Origin of the sequence: Actinoplanes sp. TFC3 (assembly GCF_001553785.1) — a bacterium.
GTDB lineage: Bacteria > Actinomycetota > Actinomycetes > Mycobacteriales > Micromonosporaceae > Actinoplanes.
Genome location: NZ_LOJP01000001.1, coordinates 4,914,708 through 4,933,705, shown reverse-complemented (window position 1 = coordinate 4,933,705; position 18,998 = coordinate 4,914,708). Strand labels below are relative to the sequence as shown.

General features: G+C 69.1%; 13 protein-coding genes and 1 pseudogene. 8 read left to right on the top strand and 6 right to left on the bottom strand.

Features of this window, described 5'->3' with window-relative positions; all coding sequences use genetic code 11:
- The first annotated feature begins 34 nt into the window (after positions 1–34).
- From TFC3_RS22275 to TFC3_RS36125, 4 genes are all read left to right on the top strand, one after another.
- The gene (locus TFC3_RS22275) at positions 35–5,284 is read left to right on the top strand and encodes a diguanylate cyclase (protein WP_161952660.1); all 5,250 of its coding nucleotides are present in this window, start codon (positions 35–37) and stop codon (positions 5,282–5,284) included.
- A gap of 91 nt (positions 5,285–5,375) precedes the next feature.
- Positions 5,376–7,433, top strand: coding sequence for a type IIA DNA topoisomerase subunit B (locus TFC3_RS22270; RefSeq protein WP_067503241.1), 2,058 nt, complete (start codon positions 5,376–5,378; stop codon positions 7,431–7,433).
- 16 nt (positions 7,434–7,449) lie between these two features.
- On the top strand, positions 7,450–9,972 hold the full coding sequence (locus TFC3_RS22265) for a DNA topoisomerase (ATP-hydrolyzing) subunit A (protein WP_067503238.1): 2,523 nt from the start codon (positions 7,450–7,452) through the stop codon (positions 9,970–9,972).
- A gap of 137 nt (positions 9,973–10,109) precedes the next feature.
- A complete protein-coding gene (locus tag TFC3_RS36125) occupies positions 10,110–10,337 on the top strand; it encodes a DUF397 domain-containing protein (protein WP_082772223.1) in 228 nt (75 codons plus the stop codon).
- Positions 10,338–10,352: 15 nt separating this feature from the next.
- Here TFC3_RS36125 and TFC3_RS22260 read toward each other — a convergent pair whose 3' ends face one another.
- Positions 10,353–11,843 (bottom strand): GGDEF domain-containing protein, encoded by a 1,491-nt coding sequence (locus TFC3_RS22260; RefSeq protein ID WP_067503236.1) that lies wholly within the window; start codon positions 11,841–11,843, stop codon positions 10,353–10,355.
- A 37-nt stretch (positions 11,844–11,880) separates the two neighbouring features.
- A complete protein-coding gene (locus tag TFC3_RS22255) occupies positions 11,881–12,717 on the bottom strand; it encodes a tetratricopeptide repeat protein (RefSeq protein WP_067503234.1) in 837 nt (278 codons plus the stop codon).
- A 44-nt stretch (positions 12,718–12,761) separates the two neighbouring features.
- On the opposite strand from TFC3_RS22255, the gene TFC3_RS38190 reads away from it, so the two are divergent.
- The gene (locus TFC3_RS38190) at positions 12,762–13,238 is read left to right on the top strand and encodes a hypothetical protein (RefSeq protein ID WP_161952659.1); all 477 of its coding nucleotides are present in this window, start codon (positions 12,762–12,764) and stop codon (positions 13,236–13,238) included.
- Positions 13,239–13,331: 93 nt separating this feature from the next.
- On the opposite strand, the gene TFC3_RS22245 is transcribed toward TFC3_RS38190, so the two are convergent.
- From TFC3_RS22245 to TFC3_RS22235, 3 genes are all read right to left on the bottom strand, one after another.
- Entirely contained in the window at positions 13,332–13,532 is a 201-nt protein-coding gene (locus TFC3_RS22245; RefSeq protein ID WP_082772511.1) for a DUF397 domain-containing protein, read from the bottom strand.
- Positions 13,533–14,119: 587 nt separating this feature from the next.
- Positions 14,120–14,428: a hypothetical protein gene (locus tag TFC3_RS22240; protein WP_067503228.1), complete on the bottom strand. Its 309-nt coding sequence runs from the start codon at positions 14,426–14,428 to the stop codon at positions 14,120–14,122.
- Positions 14,429–14,576: 148 nt separating this feature from the next.
- The gene (locus TFC3_RS22235) at positions 14,577–15,581 is read right to left on the bottom strand and encodes a helix-turn-helix transcriptional regulator (RefSeq protein WP_161952658.1); all 1,005 of its coding nucleotides are present in this window, start codon (positions 15,579–15,581) and stop codon (positions 14,577–14,579) included.
- Between the two features lie 560 nt (positions 15,582–16,141).
- Between TFC3_RS22235 and TFC3_RS22230 the strand changes: the two are divergent.
- A pseudogene (locus TFC3_RS22230) lies at positions 16,142–16,438 on the top strand (LLM class flavin-dependent oxidoreductase); the annotation flags it as partial.
- A gap of 129 nt (positions 16,439–16,567) precedes the next feature.
- On the opposite strand, the gene TFC3_RS36120 reads toward TFC3_RS22230, so the two are convergent.
- Positions 16,568–17,137: a MarR family winged helix-turn-helix transcriptional regulator gene (locus TFC3_RS36120; protein WP_082772510.1), complete on the bottom strand. Its 570-nt coding sequence runs from the start codon at positions 17,135–17,137 to the stop codon at positions 16,568–16,570.
- Here TFC3_RS36120 and TFC3_RS22225 point away from each other — a divergent pair.
- Positions 17,074–17,409, top strand: coding sequence for a cupin domain-containing protein (locus TFC3_RS22225; RefSeq protein ID WP_067507248.1), 336 nt, complete (start codon positions 17,074–17,076; stop codon positions 17,407–17,409). The genes TFC3_RS36120 and TFC3_RS22225 overlap by 64 nt on opposite strands.
- A gap of 86 nt (positions 17,410–17,495) precedes the next feature.
- On the top strand, positions 17,496–18,992 hold the full coding sequence (locus TFC3_RS22220; protein WP_067503223.1) for a tannase/feruloyl esterase family alpha/beta hydrolase: 1,497 nt from the start codon (positions 17,496–17,498) through the stop codon (positions 18,990–18,992).
- Positions 18,993–18,998 lie beyond the last annotated feature (6 nt).

Sequence of the window (18,998 nt, the reverse complement as noted above, 5' to 3'; positions counted from 1 at the left end):
TACAGCAAGCCGCGCCCGCGCCGATAGATGCGACGTGGGAGCCTCACCATCCGTACCGGCTGAGCCGGCAGCGGCTCAGTGGGAGCCCGGCGATGACGCCGGGCTGGAAGTGCTGGCCGAAATCGGCCGGGGCGCCCAAGCCGTCGTATACCGGGCGCGCCGTGACGGCACCGACTACGCGCTCAAGGTCTCGCTGCAGGATGACGTCAAGCCCGCCCGGCGGCGTGAGCTGCGCCGGCAGGCCGCCCTGCTGGCCTCCATCGACCATCCCAACCTGCCGCGGGTCTACCGCAGCGGGGAGAGCGGCGGCCGGCCGTACCTGGTGATGGATCTCATCGATGGTGAGCCGCTGGCCCGCCGGTTGCTGCGCGGCCCGCTGGCCGAGCTGGACGCCGTCGCGATCGGCATCGGGCTCGCCGGGGCGCTGCGCGAGACGCACCGGCGCAACCTGGTGCACCGCGACCTCAAGCCGGAGAACGTGCTGATCACCCGGGCCGGCGAGCCGCGCCTTGTCGACTTCGGGCTGGCCGCCGGAGCCGGCGGCGAGGCGCTCGGCCCGGACGACGCGATCGCGGGCACACTGACCTACTGCGCGCCCGAGCAGGCCGGCATGCTCAACCGCCCGGTCGACGCCCGATCCGACCTGTACGCCCTGGGCGCGGTGTTGTTCGAATGCGTCACCGGAGCCCCGCCGTTCGCAGCCGACGACGTCGGCGAGCTGCTGCACCTGCACGCCACCGCACCCGTGCCGGACCCGCGCGCCCTGGCCCCCGGGCTCGGGGCGACCTTCGCCGCGATCCTGATCCGCCTGCTCGCCAAGGACCCCGACGACCGTTACCAGAGCGCTGCCGGGCTGCAGGCCGACCTGCGCCGGCTCGCCGCCGGCCCGGCCGCGATCTTCGCGCTGGGCGACGACGACCGGCCCGAGGCGCCCTACGAGCCGGCGATGACCGGGCGCGACGCCGAGTTCGCCGCGCTGCGTCAGCGCTGGGAGCGCACCGCTGCCGGCAACGGTGGCTTCGTGCTGCTCAAGGGACCCTCCGGCACCGGTAAGACCCGGTTGGCGGCCGAGCTCGCGGTGTTCGCCGCCGGAACCGGGGGAGTCGTACTGCACGGGGGTGCCTCGTCCAGCGACCGCCGGCCGATGGGACCGCTGCGGGTCGCTGTGGACGCGTACGTCAAAGACCTCCTGCGCGCCCCCGGCGGACGCGACAAGGCCGCCGAGATCCTGCGCACCGCCGCTGGCGACAGCGCCGGCATGGTCACCAGCCTGTCCCCGTCGCTGGCCGGGCTGCTCGACGTGGCCCAGGTCAGCGGTGAGGTCGGCTTCGCCCGGCACGCCGCCGCGGTGGCCGACCTCATCGCCGGGCTGACCCGCACCGCCGGCCCGCTGCTGTTGCACCTCGACGACGCCCAGTGGTACGACGAAGGCACCGTGCGCGTGCTTGAGCAACTGGCCGCGCGCGCCGGTGACCTGCCGCTGCTCGTGGTGGCCACGGCCCGCCAGGACGACAAGCCCTCGCCCGTGCTGTCCCGGCTGACCGCCGCCAAGGTCAGCGAGGTCACCCTCGAACCGTTCGGCCCGGCCGAGGTCGGCCAGCTCATCAGCATGCTCTCCAACGGCATCGCGACCAGTGAGACCAGCAACGCCGCAATCCACATGATCACCGGCGGGAACCCGTTCGTGACGCTCGGGTACGCCCAGGCCGTGCTGGACGCCGGCCTGCTGATCCCCGACTGGGGAACCTGGGAGGTCGACCGCGACGGCATCGGCGAACTGGCGCTGCCCTCCGACGCCGCCCGGCTGGTGCTGCACCGCCTCGGCGAGCTCGACGCCGACACCCGCCGCCTGCTGGCCGTGGCTGCCATCGCCGGCACCGAGTTCGACACCGAGGTGATCGCCACGGCCGCCGGGGTCGAGCGCCGCCGCGCGCTGGCTTCGCTGGCCGAGGCCACCCGGCTCGGTGTGCTGCAGCAGCAGCGCGACGGCGGGCACCGCTTCCTGCACGAGACCATCCGTACGGCGCTGCTGGCCGACCTGAGCGAGCAGACCGTCCGCGAGCTGCACGGAGCCATCGCCGACGCGCTCGACGCCCGCGAGGACGCCGACGTGTACGCCCTGGCCCGCCACTGTGTGCGCAGCGACCCGGCCCGGGACCCGCAGCGCACGTTGCGGGTGTGCACCGAGGCCGGCGCCCGCGCCCTCGACGAGCACGCCCCGGACACCGCGCTGATGTACCTCGGGTACGCCCGCGAGTCCGCCGAAGCCGCCGAGGTGCGCCTGGGCAGCCGGTTCAAGCAGTTGCTGGGCAGCGCCTACCACCAGAACGGGCGCCTGGACGAGGCCATCGCCACGCTCACCGACGCGCTCGCCGGGACCTCCAACCGCGTCGAACGCGCCGGGCTGCACCTGCTGCTGGCCAGGGTGCACGAGAGCGACTGGAACGGCGCCGCCCAGCAGCACGCCGTCGAGCAGGGCCTGGCCGAGCTGGGCCGGACCCTGCCGGCGAACCGGGTGCTGCGGGTGACCTCCAGCTTCTGGATCCTGATCATCGGCATGCTGTGCCGCTTCACCGGGCTGGGCTACGGCACCGCCAAGGGCAAGCACGCGGACCTGCTGCGCCTGGAGACCACGCTGCACCACTACGGTGTCACCGGCGCGCTGCGCGACCTGCGGCCCCGGCGGGCCCTGCTGCACGGCATGCGCACGAGCCACCCGTTCAACCGGCTGGGCCGCTCCCCGGAACGCGCCCGCGACCTGGTCACCTTGGCCGCCGCGCTGCGCATCCTCGGGCTGCGCCGGCTCGCCGACCGGATCACCGGCAACGCCATGGACCTGGCCGCCGAGCTGGGCGACCCCACGCTGACCGCGCGCATCGAGTTCCTGCACGCCATAGCCGTGCACGGCAGCGGCGAGGACTCCGGTGAGCGGATCCGCCGGGTGCTGCACGAACGCGAGCGGTTCCTCGACGCCGGGCTGGTGCTCGACTGCTACGCCGTGCTCGGCTGGGACCTGCTGCTGCGCGGGGAGCTGGCCGAGGCCGAGGCGTCGATGACCGGCCGCCGGCCCTGGCTGGACGCGTACGGCCACACCGACCGCCCCACCGTGGTCGCCCTCGACTCCGGGTTGCTGGCCCTGCGCGGCCGCGCCGGTGAGGCGATCGCCGAGCTCAACCGGGCCGGCACCGGCTCCCGCGGCGTCAACGAGGTGGTCGATCTGATCATCTCGCGGATGCTCGGCGCCATCGAGCGCGACGACCTGGGCAGCCCGTTCGACGACGCGGTTGCCGAGTTCGAAGGGCTCGGGCTGGGCCCGCGCGACCTGCTGCCCGCGCACCATGGGATCTACGTCTACCAGGCGTACGGCCGGCTCGAACAGGCCCGCCGCGCCGCGCCCGCCGAGCAGGAACTGGCCATGCAGGCCGCCGCGCTCGCCGTGGCAGCGCTCAAAGAGGTCTCCGCGCGGCCGCTGATCGCCGTGCACCACCAGATCGCCGAGGCCGCCCTGGCGGTGCTCACCCCCGGCGGTGCAGGCAAGGCGCTCACTCTGCTCGCCGCGGCGGAAAACCTGCTGCTGAAGGTGGATGCCCCGCTGCCGGCCTTCGAAGCTGCCCTGGTACGAGCCAGAGCACTCGCTGCCACCGGTGTCACCGGGGAGGCCGAACGGCAGGCCCGCCTGGCTGCCGGGATCGCCGAGGACCTGGGGTGGCCGCATCGCGCCCGCCGTACCGCCGCGGAGTTCCGCATCGACGCCGGGCGCCGCAACCGCGTGCCGGTTGCCGCCGGCCGGGGTCGTGAGGGGCAGCGCTGGGCGGCGCTGGAGCAGCTCAGCAACGCGGCGTCGCGGGTCATCGACCCTGAACGGCTGACCCGGGTGGCGCTGGACGAGACCGTCCGGCTGCTCGGCGCCGAACGCGCCATGGTGTTCCTGGTGGACCAGGCGAAGGGCCGCTTGACGCCGTACGTGGGCCGCGACGCAGCCGGGCGCGACCTGGCCGAGCTCACCGGCTACAGCACCACCGTGGTCGGCAAGGTCCGTCAGAGCCGCGAGCCGCTCGTGGTCACCGGCACCGAGGAGGGTGCCGCGCTGGGCGCCGCGAGCGTCGTGCAGTACGGCCTGCGCAGCATGCTTGTCGCCCCGCTGGAGCTTGACGACCGCCTGCTGGGCATCGTCTACCTGGACAGCCGGGTGGCCAAGGGCGTGTTCACCGTCGACGACGTGGACGTGCTCACCGCGATCACCCACCACATCGCCGTCGGTCTGGAGACCGCCCGCGCGGCCCAGCTCGAGGTCGCCGTGGCCGCCGCGAACCGCCAGCGGGACCTGGCCGAGACGCTGCGCCGCGCGATGGCCCGCCTGACCGGCACCCTCGACCCCGAGCTGGTGCTGCGCCGGTTGCTGCTGACCGCGCGGCAGACCCCGGGCGGCGACCGCGGCTGGCTGCTGCTGGGCACCTCGGAGTCCGCCGAGGTCACCGTGCTCGGCGGGTCGGCCGGCCCGGCCAGCCTCGTCCTGGACGAGCACCCCGAGCTGCGCAAACTCTTCGAGAACCGGCAAGCCGACCTGACCGGCGGCGTGCCGGCCTGGGCCGCCGCGCTGGGCGACTACACCGGTGAGAGCTGGCTGACCGTCACCCTGGACGACCGCGAGGGCATGGTCGGCGTGCTCGTGCTGGCCTCCGAGAAGGAAGGCGTCTACACCGCCGCCGAGCTGGGCGTCGCCGCCGCGCTGGTGGGCCAGGGCATGGTCGCCTACGACAACGCGCGGCTGTTCAGCCGGATCAACGAGCTGGCCACCACCGACAGCCTCACCGGTGTGGCCAACCGCCGGCGCTTCTTCGAGCTGGCCGAGCGCTCGGTGACCACGGCGCACGAGGCCCGCCGCGCGATCACCGCCCTGATGATCGACATCGACCACTTCAAGCGCATCAACGACACGTACGGCCACCAGACCGGCGACGACGTGATCAAGGGTGTGGTGGCGCGGGTGCTGACCTGCGTACCGCCCGACGGCCTGGTGGCACGCTACGGCGGCGAGGAGTTCGCGGTGCTGCTGCCCGGCGTGGCCGAGGACGGTCAGGCGATCGCCGAGAAGGTACGAGCCGCAGTTGACGGCGCGCCGATCGAGACGCGCACCGGTGACATCACGGTGACGATCAGCGTCGGGCTCTCCCGGCTGCGCGGCTCCGACACCACTCCGGACGCCCTGCTCGGACGCGCTGACGCGGGCCTGTACGCAGCCAAGCAGGCGGGTCGCAACCGTGTCATGGCTCACGACGAGTAGGCCGTAACGGTCCTGGTCGCGGATTCTGTCGTACCTGCCCGGTAGGCTCGCCGCGTCGTTGACGGCTGTGACTGCTCGGGAGTAGTACCTCGTGACTGCGCAACAGGAGATCCTCTACGGGGCCGATGACCTCACGCACCTCGAGGGTCTTGACGCGGTGCGCAAGCGGCCCGGCATGTACATCGGTTCCACCGACAGCCGGGGTGTCAACCACCTGGCGAATGAGATCATCGACAACTCCACCGACGAGGGTGTCGGTGGTTACGCCGAGCACGTCGCCGTGGTGCTGCACCCGGACGGCTCGGTGCAGGTCGATGATGACGGGCGCGGCATCCCCACCGACATCAACGCCAAGTCCGGGCTGTCCGGCGTCGAGCTGGTGCTGACCCGTCTGCACGCCGGTGGCAAGTTCGGCGGCTCGGGCTACAAGACCTCCGGCGGTCTGCACGGCGTCGGCGCCTCGGCGGTCAACGCGCTGTCGCTGCGCTTCGACGTGCTGGTCAAGCGCGACGGCAAGGTCCACGAGATCTCGTTTCAGCGCGGGGTGCCCGGCGTGTTCGCAGGCGCGGGTCCCGGGGCGGAATTCACCGCCCAGCCCGGCCTGCGGGTCACCCGGCGGATGAAGCGCAACGAGCGTTCCGGCACGTCAATCCGTTACTGGTACGACGCCCGCTACTTCGAAACCGGGGCGCGCCTGGATGTCGAGGTCGTCAAGGCCAAGCTACGCAACACCGCGTTCCTGGTGCCCGGCGTGCAGTACACACTGGCCGACTTCACCGGCGAGGAACCGGCCGAGGAGACGTTCCACTTCCCGAACGGGCTCGCCGACATGGTCGAGTTCCTCACGCCGGCCGCCGACAAGCCCGTCTCCGGCATGCTGATGGTCACCGGCGAGGGCACCTACAAGGAGAACGCGGCGGACGCCAACGGCGTCATGCAGTCCAACGTCGAACGCAAGGCCGAGATCGAGGTCGCGTTCCGATGGGGCACGGGCTATGAACGTACCGTCGAATGTTTCACCAACACGATCCGCAACATGCACGGCGGCACCCACCGCAAGGGCTTCGAAAGAGCGCTGGTCCGGGCGATGAGCGAGGCTGTGCGTAACGCGCGCGGCCTGCTCAAGCCCAAGGAGGACGCTCCGCAGCTCGACGACTACCTGGAGGGGCTGACCGCGGTCATCCACGTGCGGGTGCCCGAGCCGCAGTTCACCTCGCAGACCAAGGACGAGCTGTCCACAGCGGGCATCACCCGGGTCCTGCAAGCCCTGGTCGAGCAGCATCTCAAGCAGTGGATCGACGACCGCAAGACCAAGGCCGAGGCGCGCACGGTGCTGCAGAAGGTGGTCGACGCCGCGCGCGTGCGGCTCACCCAGAAGCAGCAGAAGGACGCCGCCCGGCGCAAAACCGCCCTGGAGGGCGCGTCGATGCCGCCCAAGCTGGTCGACTGCCGCTCCACCGGCATCGGGCGCAGCGAGCTGTACATCGTCGAGGGTGACAGCGCGCTGGGCACCGCCCGGATGGCCCGCAGCTCGGAATACCAGGCGCTGCTGCCCATCCGCGGCAAGATCCTCAACGTGCAGAAGGCCAGCCTGCAGCAGGTGCTCGACAACGCCGAGTGCTCGGCGATCGTGCAGGTGCTGGGCGCGGGCTCCGGACGTACCTTCGATCTCTCGACCATGCGGTACGGCCGGGTCATGATCATGGCGGATGCGGATGTCGACGGCTCGCACATCCGCACGCTGCTGATCACGCTGTTCGCCAAGTACATGCGCCCGGTGATCGAATCGGGCCGGCTGTTCGCGGCCATGCCCCCGCTGCACAAGGTGAGCACCAAGGGCCGCAACGCCGAGACGATCTACACCTACACCCAGCAGGAGATGGAGAACACTGTCGGGCGTTTCGAGAAGGCCGGCAAGACGGTCAGCAGGCCGGTGCCGCGGTTCAAGGGCCTCGGCGAGATGGACGCCGACGAGCTGTGGGACACCACCATGAACCCCGCATCGCGTACGGTGCGGCGCATCACCCTCGACGACGCCGAGCGCGCCGAGGCCACCCTCGAACTGCTGATGGGCGAACGCGTCGAGCCCCGCAAGAACTGGCTCATCGAGGCCGCCGGCCGCATCGACCAGGACACGATCGACGCCTGAGGAACGGGTCACAGACATGGCACGCCGCAAGAACGAGCAGTCCCGGGTGGACCTGTCGGCCTTCGACCAGGCCGGCGCCCGGGTCATCGACAACCCCATCACCACCGAGGTCGAGGACTCCTACCTGGAGTACGCCTACTCGGTCATCCACTCCCGCGCGCTGCCGGACGCCCGCGACGGGCTCAAACCCGTGCACCGGCGCATCCTGTTCTCGATGCAGGAGCAGGGCCACCGCCCCGACCGCGCCTACGTCAAGTCCGCCCGCGTGGTCGGTGACGTGATGGGCAAGTACCACCCGCACGGCGACACCGCGATCTACGACGCGCTGGTCCGGCTCGCGCAGGACTTCTCGCTCAACGCGCCGCTGATCGACGGGCACGGCAACTTCGGCTCACCCGACGACGGCCCGGCCGCCGCCCGCTACACCGAGGCCCGCATGTCGCCCGAGGCGATGCTGCTGGTCAGCGAGCTCGGCGAGGGCACCGTCGACTTCAAACCGACCTACGACGGCAACGAACTCGAACCCACGGTGCTGCCCGCGGCGTTCCCCAACCTGCTGGTCAACGGCACGTCGGGCATCGCGGTCGGCATGGCCACCAACATGATCCCGCACAACCTGGGCGAGGTCGTGGCGGCCGCCCGGCACTTGATCACCAACCCGGACGCCTCGCTGGACAAGCTGATGCGCTTCGTACCCGGCCCCGACCTGCCTACCGGCGGCCAATTGCTCGGCCTCGACGAGGTGCGCCGGGCGTACGAGACCGGCCGCGGCGTGGTCCGGATGCGTGCGCGGGCCCAGACCGGCCCGCTGGAAGGCGGCCGCGGCCGGCAGGCGATCACGGTGGTCGAGCTGCCGTACGGCATCGGCACCGAGAAGATCATCGAGGCCATCACCGACGAGGTGAAGGGCAAGCTGATCACCTCCGGCCCGCGCAAGGGCCAGCGCCAGGCGGCCCGGCTGCAGGGCATCTCCGACGTCAAGGACCTCACCGACCGCGAGCACGGCACCCGGCTGGTGATCGAGTGCAAAGTCGGCGTCAACCCGCAGGCGCTGCTGGCCGACCTCTACCGGCTGACCCCGCTGGAGACCTCGTTCGGCATCAACAACCTGGTGCTGGTCGACGGCCAGCCGCGTACGCTCGGGCTCAAGGGCTTGCTGGAGGTGTTCCTGGAACACCGCTACGACGTCGTGACCCGGCGCACCACCCACCGGCGCACCAAGCGCGAGGACCGCCTGCACCTGGTCGACGGCCTGCTTATCGCGCTCATCGACATCGACCGGGTGGTAGCGATCATCCGCGGCAGCGACGACGCGGCCGCCGCCAAGGCCGGGCTGATGAGCGAGTTCGGCCTCAGCGACATCCAGGCCGGCTACATCCTGGACACCCCGCTGCGCCGGCTCACCCGCTTCGATCGCATCGAGCTGGAAACCGAGCAGGAACGCCTCAACGCCGAGATTGCCGAACTCAGCCGCATCCTCGACAACGTGGACGTGCTGCAGCAGGTGGTCTCCGACGAACTGGCCGAGGTGGCCGCCCAGTTCGGCGCCCCCCGGCGCACCACGCTGATCGACGGCGACCTCAAGGAAGTCCTCGCCGCCTCCGCCCCGGCGGGCCCGCTCGAAGTCGCCGACGACCCGTGCCAGGTGATCCTGTCGGCCACCGGTCTGATCGCCCGCACCGCCGCGGAGAGCGAGGAATCCGCCGAGGGCCGCAAACGCAGCGGCCGGGTCAAGCACGACGCCGTACGCTCGGTGGTCCACTCCACCGCCCGCGGCCGGGTTCTGCTGATCACCAACCGCGGCCGGGCGTTCAAGACCGACGTGCTGCCCCTACCGGTGCTGCCCGAGCAGTCCGGCACGGTCTCGCTGCGCGGCGGCATGTCAGCCTCCGAGCTGATCCCGCTGGAAAAGGGCGAACGCGTCATCGGCCTGGCCCCGCTGACCTCCGAAGGGTCGCCCGGCCTGGCCATGGGCACCCGCAACGGCGTGGTCAAGGTCTGCTCGCCGGAATGGCCGGTCCGTTCGGACGAGTTCGAGGTCATCACCCTCAAGGACGGCGACGAAGTCCTGCAAGCAACCTGGCTCACCGACGGCAGCGAATCGTTCGTGTTCGTCACCTCAGACGCGTCGCTGCTGCGCTTCCCGGCCAAACTCGTGCGTCCCCAAGGCCTCAAGGGCGGCGGCATGGCCGGCATCAACGTGACCGCCGACGCCGAGGTGCTGACCTTCAACGTCATCAACCCCAAGGACGACCAGCACGGCGAACCCATGGTGGTGACCTCCACCGGCACCCAGGTCAAGCTCACGCCGTTCGCCTCCTACCCGGCCAAGGGGCGAGCTACGGGCGGGGTGCGGGTGCAGCGCTTCCTCAAGGGGGAGACGCGGCTCGAGGTGGCGTGGGTGGGACCGAGGCCGGTCGGGGCGAGCCGGACGGGGGATCCGATCGAGCTGCCGGAGCCGGACGGGCGCCGGGATGGGTCGGGCGAAGCGGTGGCGATGGGCCCGCAGATCATTGGTCACCTGATCGAACGGGGCTGACGTTTCTGGTTGGACCGTCGCGTCTCATCAGAGCGTCGCGGGGCGAAGCTTGCTGGCGCCGCCGCGACGGTCGGGGAATGGGCGGGCTCGCTGCCGCCGCTTGAAGTGAGCCACGACGGCATGTCACCTCGGCCTCGATGCTGGAGTCTCAATGCCTCTACGGGCAGGAAGTTTTCGTGCAGAGATCTGAAGTTGCGTGGCGGAAGAGTTCGCGTAGCAACGGCGGAGGGCAATGTATCGAGGTTGCAGTTCTCGGCGACATCGTCGCGGTTCGCGACTCGAAAAATCCGGGCGGGGGCGTGCTCCGGTTTCCGCGAGAGGCTTGGACGGCGTTCATCAGCTGGGTCCGGCAGCCCGGTAGTTGAGGTAACGCGCCCTGGTCAGGCGGTTGATTCGGTGGCGATGGCGTAGGTCGCTTTGCCTGCTCGTTTGACTGCGTACATTGCGTGGTCGGCTTGGCGGAGCAGGAGTTCGCTGTCGGCGCCCGGCATGGTGGGGGCGATGCCGATGCTCGCGCCGACCCGGGCTGTGCCGCCGTCCACTTCGATGGGGGCTTCGATCTGGGCGGCCATCCGGTTGGCGACCTGCTGGGCGTCGTCGGGGGAGACGAGCAGGATGGCGAATTCGTCGCCGCCGGTTCGGCAGATCACATCCTCATCCCGTACGCAGGTGCGCATCCGGTCTGCCACTGCTCGCAGCACCGTGTCGCCGGCGGCGTGGCCGTGGGCGTCGTTCACCTGTTTGAAGTCGTCGAGGTCGACCAGCAGGACGGCTGCCGGGGTGCCCTCGGTCAGGGTCGCGTCGAGGTGCTGGGCGAACAGGGTGCGGTTGGCCAACCCGGTGAGTGCGTCGTGTGTGGCTTCGTAGCGTAGCTGGGAGGCCAGCTGGTCGCGTTCGGTGAGCAGGCGGGCGTTCTCGTTGAAGGCGTCGAGCTGGCGCAGCACCACCAGCAGCGTGCTGACCGCGGCGCCGGCCAGGGCGATCGGGACGGTGGCGCTGGCGTGCCGCATGATGGCCCAGGTGAGCAGGCCGTAGGTGACGGCGATGGCGGCGTACGGGAGGATGCTGTAGGGCTTGCGCCGCACCCGCTGGACCAGGGCGCCGGGGTTGGCTCGCACCTGGGTTTGGGTCACCCGCACGGCGATGGTCAGTAGCGCGTGTGAGGCTACGGTTAGTGCCAGGAACCAGGCCAGTGGAAACGGTCCGTGACTGGACAGCGCGTCCGCCGATGACTTGACCGCCGCGGCGACCGTGCCGATGATCGCGCAGGCGCGGGTGAACAGCGACGTGCCGGACATGACGAGCTTGGCGACGATGAAGATGCAGAAGATCAAGATCACGGGGCCGAGGAGTACGGGCAGAGCGGCGTGCAGCAGCGCCCCGGGCTGATCCGGCGCGATGAGAAACCAGCCGGCCACCACGCCGGCGACCGTCACGGTGGCCACGTCGAGCCAGAAGCGCACGCGTTCACGATGCGAGCTCAAGCCCAGCGGCGAGGTGAGCAGCGCGGCGCCGAGCCACAGACTGCCCACCGACAACAGGGTGGCCTGAACGCTCCCGCCGGTCGCCGCATCCTCGGCGCCGGGGTGGCGAGCCGAGTACCAGATCTGCGCCAGGTCACCGATCAGGTAGATCACCCCACCGGTGGCGACAGCGAACCAGAAGCGCCGGGCGGTGGTGCCCGGTCCGCAGGTTCGAGCCAGTGACCGCGCCGTCCAGGCCAGCCCGGCGTGCACCGCAGTGACAAAAACCCACGCGGTGACCACCTGCACAGCCCGGTTCGGGGGCATCACGACGTACCACAGCATGAGCGCGGCGGTGGAACCGATAAGCGCAAGCAGCGGACGGTCGTGACGCAGAAGGCGGAACACGTGTCACCCATCGGCCGGAAATTTGCCGAGTCAAGAATTAGGCCCGCTGTAAGCGCTCCAGCTTGGCGGCGGTGTCGCGGACCTTCAGGGCCAGCTGGTCGCGTTCGGGCTCGGGAGCGTCGTCCAGGTTCTTCTGCCACAACTCCAGGCACTCCTGCAGCAACATCTTCGCGGTGACCAGCTCACCCATGCGGCTGTGGACATAGGCGAGGGCATCCATGGATGACAGCGAGGCGGCATCGCGGGCGCCGAGCAAGGTACGCCGGCCCTCGTACGCGCGGCTGAGCTGCACCCGCGCGGCATCGAAGCGCTTGGCCTCGGCCAGCGCCTTGCCCAGGTTGTGCGAAGCGGTGAACGTCTCGCGGTGCGGGTCGCCGAGGAGACGGCGGCGGGTGCTGAGCACGTGCTCGTACAGCTCCAGCGCCTGCGGCAGGGTGGCGGGATCGGTCAGCTTGCCCGCGACCTCGGCCATCACCTCCAGGGTCCGCAGATGATCGGCCTCGGCCTCGGCGTTGCTGGTGCTCGTGGTCATCACGTCGTCCAGCGGCTTTCGCGGCTCCGGCACGTCCCGGGGCACGGAGATGCGATCCCAGGCCTCCAGCACGGCTCTGATCATCGTTCTTTGCTGCGCCTCGTCCGAGGGGCAGCAAGCCACGGCCAACGCCAGCAGGATCGTCTTGTTCGGAATCGGCTTCGTGCCGGCCAGGAAATAGTTGAAGCTCGAGCGCCGCAGGCCGGCAACGCCCGGCTTGATCCGGGCGAACACCTGGGAGCGGTTCCGGTTCTGCTCCTTGCACAGCCAGTCGAGGGCCTGCCCCAATTGCCCGGCGGTCGTGGCGACCTCCAGCCGGCGAAGAAATTCACCACTGTTCATGACTGTCAAACGCCTTTGCCGTGACGGAGGAAACGGTTCCCCTGGTGTCCATGGACAATCCGTGCACAATATGTGGCGGTCCATGGGCGGCCACCCGGATCCATGCCGGTGCAGGGCTTGCCACCAGCCGTTTCCTGGAATCCGTGATCGTGCATGGACTGGTTTTCCGGTCCGTGGAATCCATTTTGTGCACCGCATTGAATGGACTGTTGGGCATCTGCATATTTCTTGTTACCAGCCGCGCCAGCAGCGGCAACGGGGTGAGAAAGGGCGATCGTCCGATGATCCAATTGCTCATTGTTTTCCTCATGAACTCCGAGGCCTTCATGCAGCTTCTGTTCTGCCTGCAGGCGCTCACGGTAGTGCTGAAGTTCCTCACCGCGCTGTGTGCGTTCGTGGGTGGCGCCGCTCTGCTGACTACCCGGATCCGCCGGTGGATCCGCCGGCGTTCCCGCGCCAAGTCGGCGCCCGCTCTTGAGCCGGCGCCTGCTGGTGAGAAGGAGGGCGGGACGGCTCGCTGAGCGTCTCCCTCGGGTCCGCCGGCCAGCCTGGCCGGCGGACCTTTTTGTCGCCCGTTCGAGGACGGGACGCCGGCCGTATACGGGGTATGCGAGCTAAGGGCCGAAGTCGTCGGTCTTGATCGCGGAAAGGAAGTGGCGCCACTGGTCATGGCCGAACATCAGCACCGGCCCGGACTCCGCTTTGCTGTCGCGCAGGAGCACCGAGCCCTCGCGGATGGACACCTCAACACAGTTGCCGGTGCCGCTTCGAGAGCTCTTGCGCCATTCGGTGCTGGTCGGCGGCGAGTTGCCCAACGTGCCTCCCTGATTGATCCGGGCTGCTTGCACGCACGCGCCGGTAAGCGATCTGTGTGGTCTGATCAAACGCAGAAAACGCAGCGTGATCGCGACAGTTGGGATCTGGCAGCCCAGAGTGTAGAAGTCTTTCGTGGGCGCGGCTAGTCTGGTGAGGACGGTGGCTGTACACAATAGGTTTTCCACCCGTATGCGCGGTTGTCAGTACGCCGTTGGTGGCATGAAAGAGCGCGTTGGCCTGGTGTTTCTTATACGATCCAGGTCGTCAGGAGGAACGGGCCGCAGTGTGCGGTCATGGCGGATGAGGTGGCTGGTGCGGAATAGCTCTCACGACGGGCCGGCACCCGTTGAACAATTGGAGCCGCACATGCAGCAGCAGCGACCGAAAATCGATCCCGCATCCCCCATTCGGTTAGCCGTTTACGGAACCTGCGCCGGGGTGGCCGCCCTTTCCCTGGGCCGCACGGTGGGTTCAGCGCTATTCACGCAGGCAACGGCGAGGGCAATTGCCCTCGCCGTTATCGCCGGCGTCGTCTGCATCGGTGCGGGAATGATCTGTGATCCGGTGCTGTCCCGATGGCACCAGCTCACCCAGGGTCAGCCCCCCCACGACGACCGGCCCTGACCTCCTCGCGCCGAGCGCGCCGCAACGCCCAGGTCAGGAGGACGGCCATCGTGAACAGCAGCACCAGCAGCGCTTCGGCCGTTCCCACGAGCAGGATGATCGTGACCAGGATCGGCATTTGCACCACCAGGGCATGCACCAGCTTGCGGGCGTCGGTGAGGATCCCGTGCAGCAGGCCGGGGTTGCCGCGTGAACTGACGGATGCGGGTGCTGTGACGACCGGCTCCGGCGACTCTTCCCAGAGATCGAGTTCCCGGTCACGTTCAGCCACTGCTGGCCACCGGTTCTCGCCGCCTCATCGGCGGCCGCGCGCAGGCGTACGGAAGCGGATTGTGCCGAGCTGAGTGGTTGTCGATGCAGCTCATCGGCTTACCTCCGGTTCGCGGGCCTGACGTGCTCGAACGATGGACGGTGGCGGCTCAGTCCAGGCGGGTGAGCACGGGGTCGATCAGGTCGTCCAGCTTGTCCTCGCGGACCGACTGGGTCTGCAGCGTCTCGAAGTTCGTGATGAACTGCCGGACCTGGCGCTGGTCGTGCTTGGTCAGGTACTCCCCGGCCGCGTTCTCCAGGTAGAGCAGCGGGAAATCGTCGGGGTCGGGAAAGGCCAGGATGACGAATGGGCCGTTCATCCCGACGTGCGCTCCGGCGCCGAACGGCAGGATGCGCAGGTCCACCCGGGGGTGGCGGCTCATCTTCTTGAGGTGCTCGAGCTGGGCCTGCATCACCGCGTTCCCGCCGTGCTCGCCGATGCCGACGTTGCGGTGCAGCACAGCCTCATCGAGCACGAAGGACGCCTGAGAGATGCCGCCGTCGTGGAAGATCTGCTGACGCAGGGCGCGCAACTCGATGATGCGGCGGATCCGCTCCAGCACCGGCTCCTTTTCCTCACCGTTCAGGGAAGCGGTTTGCAACAGCGTGTGCAGCACGGCTTCGGCATACTCCGGGGTCTGCAGCAGCCCGGGCACGAAGGAATACTCGAACTCGCGCATCGTATGAGCGATGATCTCCGCTTCGAGATAGTCACGGAAATCCTTGGAATGGATGTCGCTCATTTCCGGCAGGCTGCGCTGGCGAGCCACGTCGGCCATCTCCGTCAATTCCTTCACCACTTCGTCTTCGCTGACGTCGTAAACCTTGAGCAGAGCAAGTAGATCCGTGTACGAGATGCTGTTCTCGCCACTCTCGATGCGGTGCACCTTCGATTGTGACCAGCGCAGCACGCCGGCCACCTGAGCCTGAGTAAGGCCTATCTTCTGGCGGATCCCGGACAGTCTCCGGATGAGCCGCTTGCGTTCCAGGGCTGCTTTGCGCCTTTCTCGAACGCTCATATCAAGATCCCATTGCTCTCTGTGACACTGCTTTCTACGGGTGTGCACTGTGTATCCAGAGTACTGCACCGGAAACCCGGGTCCGGCAGTCTGCATATCGCACCTCGGATGTCGCAGTGCCCGTTCACCTGCAGGTTTAACATCCAACCGGGTGGGTACGCGGCGGCTTGGCGGGCGAAGAGGCAGGTAGGCGCAATCACGGAGCGTTACGTGGCGGCCGAGGGAGAGCGGGCGCCGCGATGGCATCCGAGGTATTCGGTCGCTTTCCGTAGTCCCCGAAGGAATGTATTTGAGCGGCCCTGGCGGGATACTCACAGGCAATCCTCAGTAAAGCGGAACGCGCGGCTGGGCCGATTGTCGATAAAGGTAGGTTCCCGGAAGTTGGCGGCTTACGGCGGGTTGTGATGGGTCGCTGTCGGCTTGGTGACAGACACGGGGTTCCGGGCGGGACGGAGCCGAGCAGCACGGACGATGGGGCCCGGTTGGCATGAGCTGGGCGCCATGAACCGGGCGCCATGAGCTGGACGGTAGTTTCGCCGAGAAGCAGTCGTGTCCCCGGAGCGATGTCGCAGAGTGGCACACGGCCTCGCCGCGTCTGACGCAGGCGAGCGGAAGTGGGCGACAGCGCTGTTCGCTGCCCACTTACTGGAGACATCATGGATCTCGGCCTCGGCCTACCCGTCAGCGATCCCGTACGGCTGCCCGACTGGGCCCGGCGCGCGGAAGCCGCCCGCTTCGACTCGCTCGCCCTGCTCGACCGGCTGGTGTACGACAACACCGAACCGCTCGTTGCCCTTGCCGCCCTCAGTGCTGTGACCACGCGAATCCGCCTGCAAACCGGCCCGCTGCGCCAGACGGCCCTGCTGGCCAAGCAGGTAGCCACGCTGGATCGGCTGTCGGGTGGACGGTTCGTGCTCGGCGTCGGTGGGCGCGCGGATGATCACGCCGCTGCGGAGGTGCCGTTGACCGAGCCCGGTCAGATCGCCGAGGCGGTTGAGGCGTACCGCGAGTTCGGGGCTGACGAGCTGGTTCTGTACTGCTACGCCGGCGATCCCGGTCAGGTGGAGGAGTTGGCAGCCGTTCTACCAGATGGGGCGCAGGCGCCCGGGAGCGGCGAGGCGCGCGAGGTCGGTCCGCAAGGCGGCCAGGCGCTCCTCGCCCAACGCGGCCGCCCAGGGTTGCAGGACCTCGACGGCTGCCTCGTCGGCGGCGCGGGTGCAGGCCTGGCCCCGGGCGGTCAGCACGATGAGACGCGCGCGGGCGTCGGTGGGGTGCGGGTGGCGTTCCACGTAGCCCCGACGGACCAGCTCGTCGACCATCTGGCTGGCGGCTTGCTTGGTGACGTCGAGGTGCTCGGCCAGTTGGACGACCGTGGCACCCGAGCCGGACAGCCGCGCGAAGGCGAAACCGTGGGCGGGGCGGATGTCGGTGAAGCCGCGGGCGCGTACGCCGGCGTCGATGCCGTCGACCAGGGCCCGGGCCGCGCCGAGCACCAGCACCGGCAGGTCGAGGAGGTTGCGATCCACGAAACCCAGTATATAGTCAAGCAGCTTGACTAAATGAGGAGGGTGTTGTGCAGGTGCATCGCATGCATGGGTCGGAGTTTCACTCGTACGTTTCCCCGTCGAGCGGTAGCCGGGAATTGTGCGCATGGCGGTTGGAGGTAGCACCCGGCACGCGCGGGGTGCCGCATCGAGTCAGCAAGGAAGAGATTCTCTTGCTGCTGGAGGGCGAGCTGACGGCGACCGTGGACGGGGTGGCCACGACGGCCCGGGCCGGCGATGTTGTGCTCGTGCCGGCCGGATCGGCGTTCGGGATCGACAACACCTCGCCCAGCACCGCGACCGCGTGGGTCACGACGAGCGTGGGGCTGCAGGCCACCCTGGACAGCGGCGAGGTGATCAGCCCGCCCTGGACCCGCTGAGGGACCTGGCTCCGTCTGGAGGATGAGCGCGAATCCGTTCCTGGGACCGATCCGCCGTACCGGTCCCAGGAAATAGCGTCCCTCGTATGTTTCGTCACCTCCTCGCCTTGCTGGCCGCCGCCCCGATCGCGTTGGCCGGGGCGAGCCCCGCGCAATCAACGGGCACCGATCCCGCCAGGTGCGCCGGGCTCACCGCGTCCCACGTCCCCCAGGGGACCATCACCTCAGCCGCTATCGCCGACGGGTACTGCGAGGTGCAGGGAACCTTGCGCCCGGCCACCCACTTCACCATCAAGTTGCCGGTCAGGGGGTGGACCGGTCAGTACGTACAGCAGGGATGCAGCGGGCTGTGCGGCGCGGTGCCCGACCTTGCCTATCCACTGTTCGGCTTCGACTGCGCGGCGGCGATGGCCAGGACCCTGGTGGTGGCCGCCGATGACACCGGTCACCGGGGTGATTTCGAAGGGGCGGAGCCCGCCACCTGGGGGGCCGATCCGCAAGCGCGGCTGGAGTTCGGCCGGACCTCGGAGCATCGGCTGCGACTGGCGTCCGACCGGCTCATGGTGGCCTACTACGGGCGCGGTCCGTCGTACCGATACTTCGATGGATGCTCGACCGGGGGCCGTCAGGGACTCAACCTCGCTCAGCGCTATCCCACCGATTTTGACGGCATCCTGGCCGGCGCCCCGGCGAACGACCTAGCGGCGCTCAATCTCGTGCAGGCCTGGCGGGTCACGAGCAACACCGATGCGCGCGGCAGGCAGATCCTGGGTCCGGAGAAGGTGCCGGCGCTGCACGAGGCCGTGGTCAAGAAGTGCGGTGAGGTGATTCAGGATCCGCGCCAGTGCGGGTTCCAGCCGTTGTCGCTGCGCTGCCCGGCCGGTGTCGACAAGCCGGCCTGCCTCACTTCGGCGCAGGTGAGTGCGGTGGTGAAGATCTATCGGGGACCGTCCGGCCTCTTCAACGGGGGGATGCCGTACGGCTCGGAGCTGGGCTGGATCGACGAGTTCGTGGTGCGCTCCGGTTCACCGCTGAACGGCAGCACCGCAAAGCTGGCCTTGAACTACTTCAAGTACCTCGGTTACCCACGCGTCCTGCCGGACAGCTTCACGCTCCCCGGCGTGCGCTTCACCCAGGCCACCCTCGAGCAGCTCAACAAGATGGCCGACGTGCTCTACAACGCCACCGATCCCGACCTGCGGGCGTTCCGGGCCCACGGCGGCAAGCTGATCGTGTACCACGGGTGGGCCGATCCCTCGATCCCGCCGTTCTCGACCGTTGACTACTACCGGGCGGTCCAGCGGCGCGGCGGCGCGAACGCGTACACCCGGCTCTACATGATCCCGGCGGGCTATCACTGCCTGTTCGGTCCGGAGCCCACCGGCGAGCCGTCCGAGGCTGGGTTGCCGGAATTTTTGCAGCCGCTGATGGACTGGGTGGAGAAGGGCGAGGCGCCCGGGGTGATCACCGTGCCGACGGTCGACGGCAAGTTCACCGAGGTGATCCGCGAACTGGACGTGGCGCCGTTCGACGCGCTGGCTCGGGTGAGCGTTCCGCCGGGCGGATTGAACGCAACGCGGTAGTGACAG

Excerpts from the sequence above, each read along its gene's own strand:
- TFC3_RS22235 (WP_161952658.1), bottom strand. The coding sequence starts at position 15,581 with ATGCAGACTGCCGGACCCGGGTTTCCGGTGCAGTACTCTGGATACACA.
- TFC3_RS36125 (WP_082772223.1), top strand. The coding sequence starts at position 10,110 with ATGCTGGAGTCTCAATGCCTCTACGGGCAGGAAGTTTTCGTGCAGAGA.
- TFC3_RS22220 (WP_067503223.1), top strand. The coding sequence starts at position 17,496 with ATGTTTCGTCACCTCCTCGCCTTGCTGGCCGCCGCCCCGATCGCGTTG.
- TFC3_RS36120 (WP_082772510.1), bottom strand. The coding sequence starts at position 17,137 with ATGCGCACAATTCCCGGCTACCGCTCGACGGGGAAACGTACGAGTGAA.
- TFC3_RS22265 (WP_067503238.1), top strand. The coding sequence starts at position 7,450 with ATGGCACGCCGCAAGAACGAGCAGTCCCGGGTGGACCTGTCGGCCTTC.
- TFC3_RS22225 (WP_067507248.1), top strand. The coding sequence starts at position 17,074 with ATGCATGGGTCGGAGTTTCACTCGTACGTTTCCCCGTCGAGCGGTAGC.
- TFC3_RS22255 (WP_067503234.1), bottom strand. The coding sequence starts at position 12,717 with ATGAACAGTGGTGAATTTCTTCGCCGGCTGGAGGTCGCCACGACCGCC.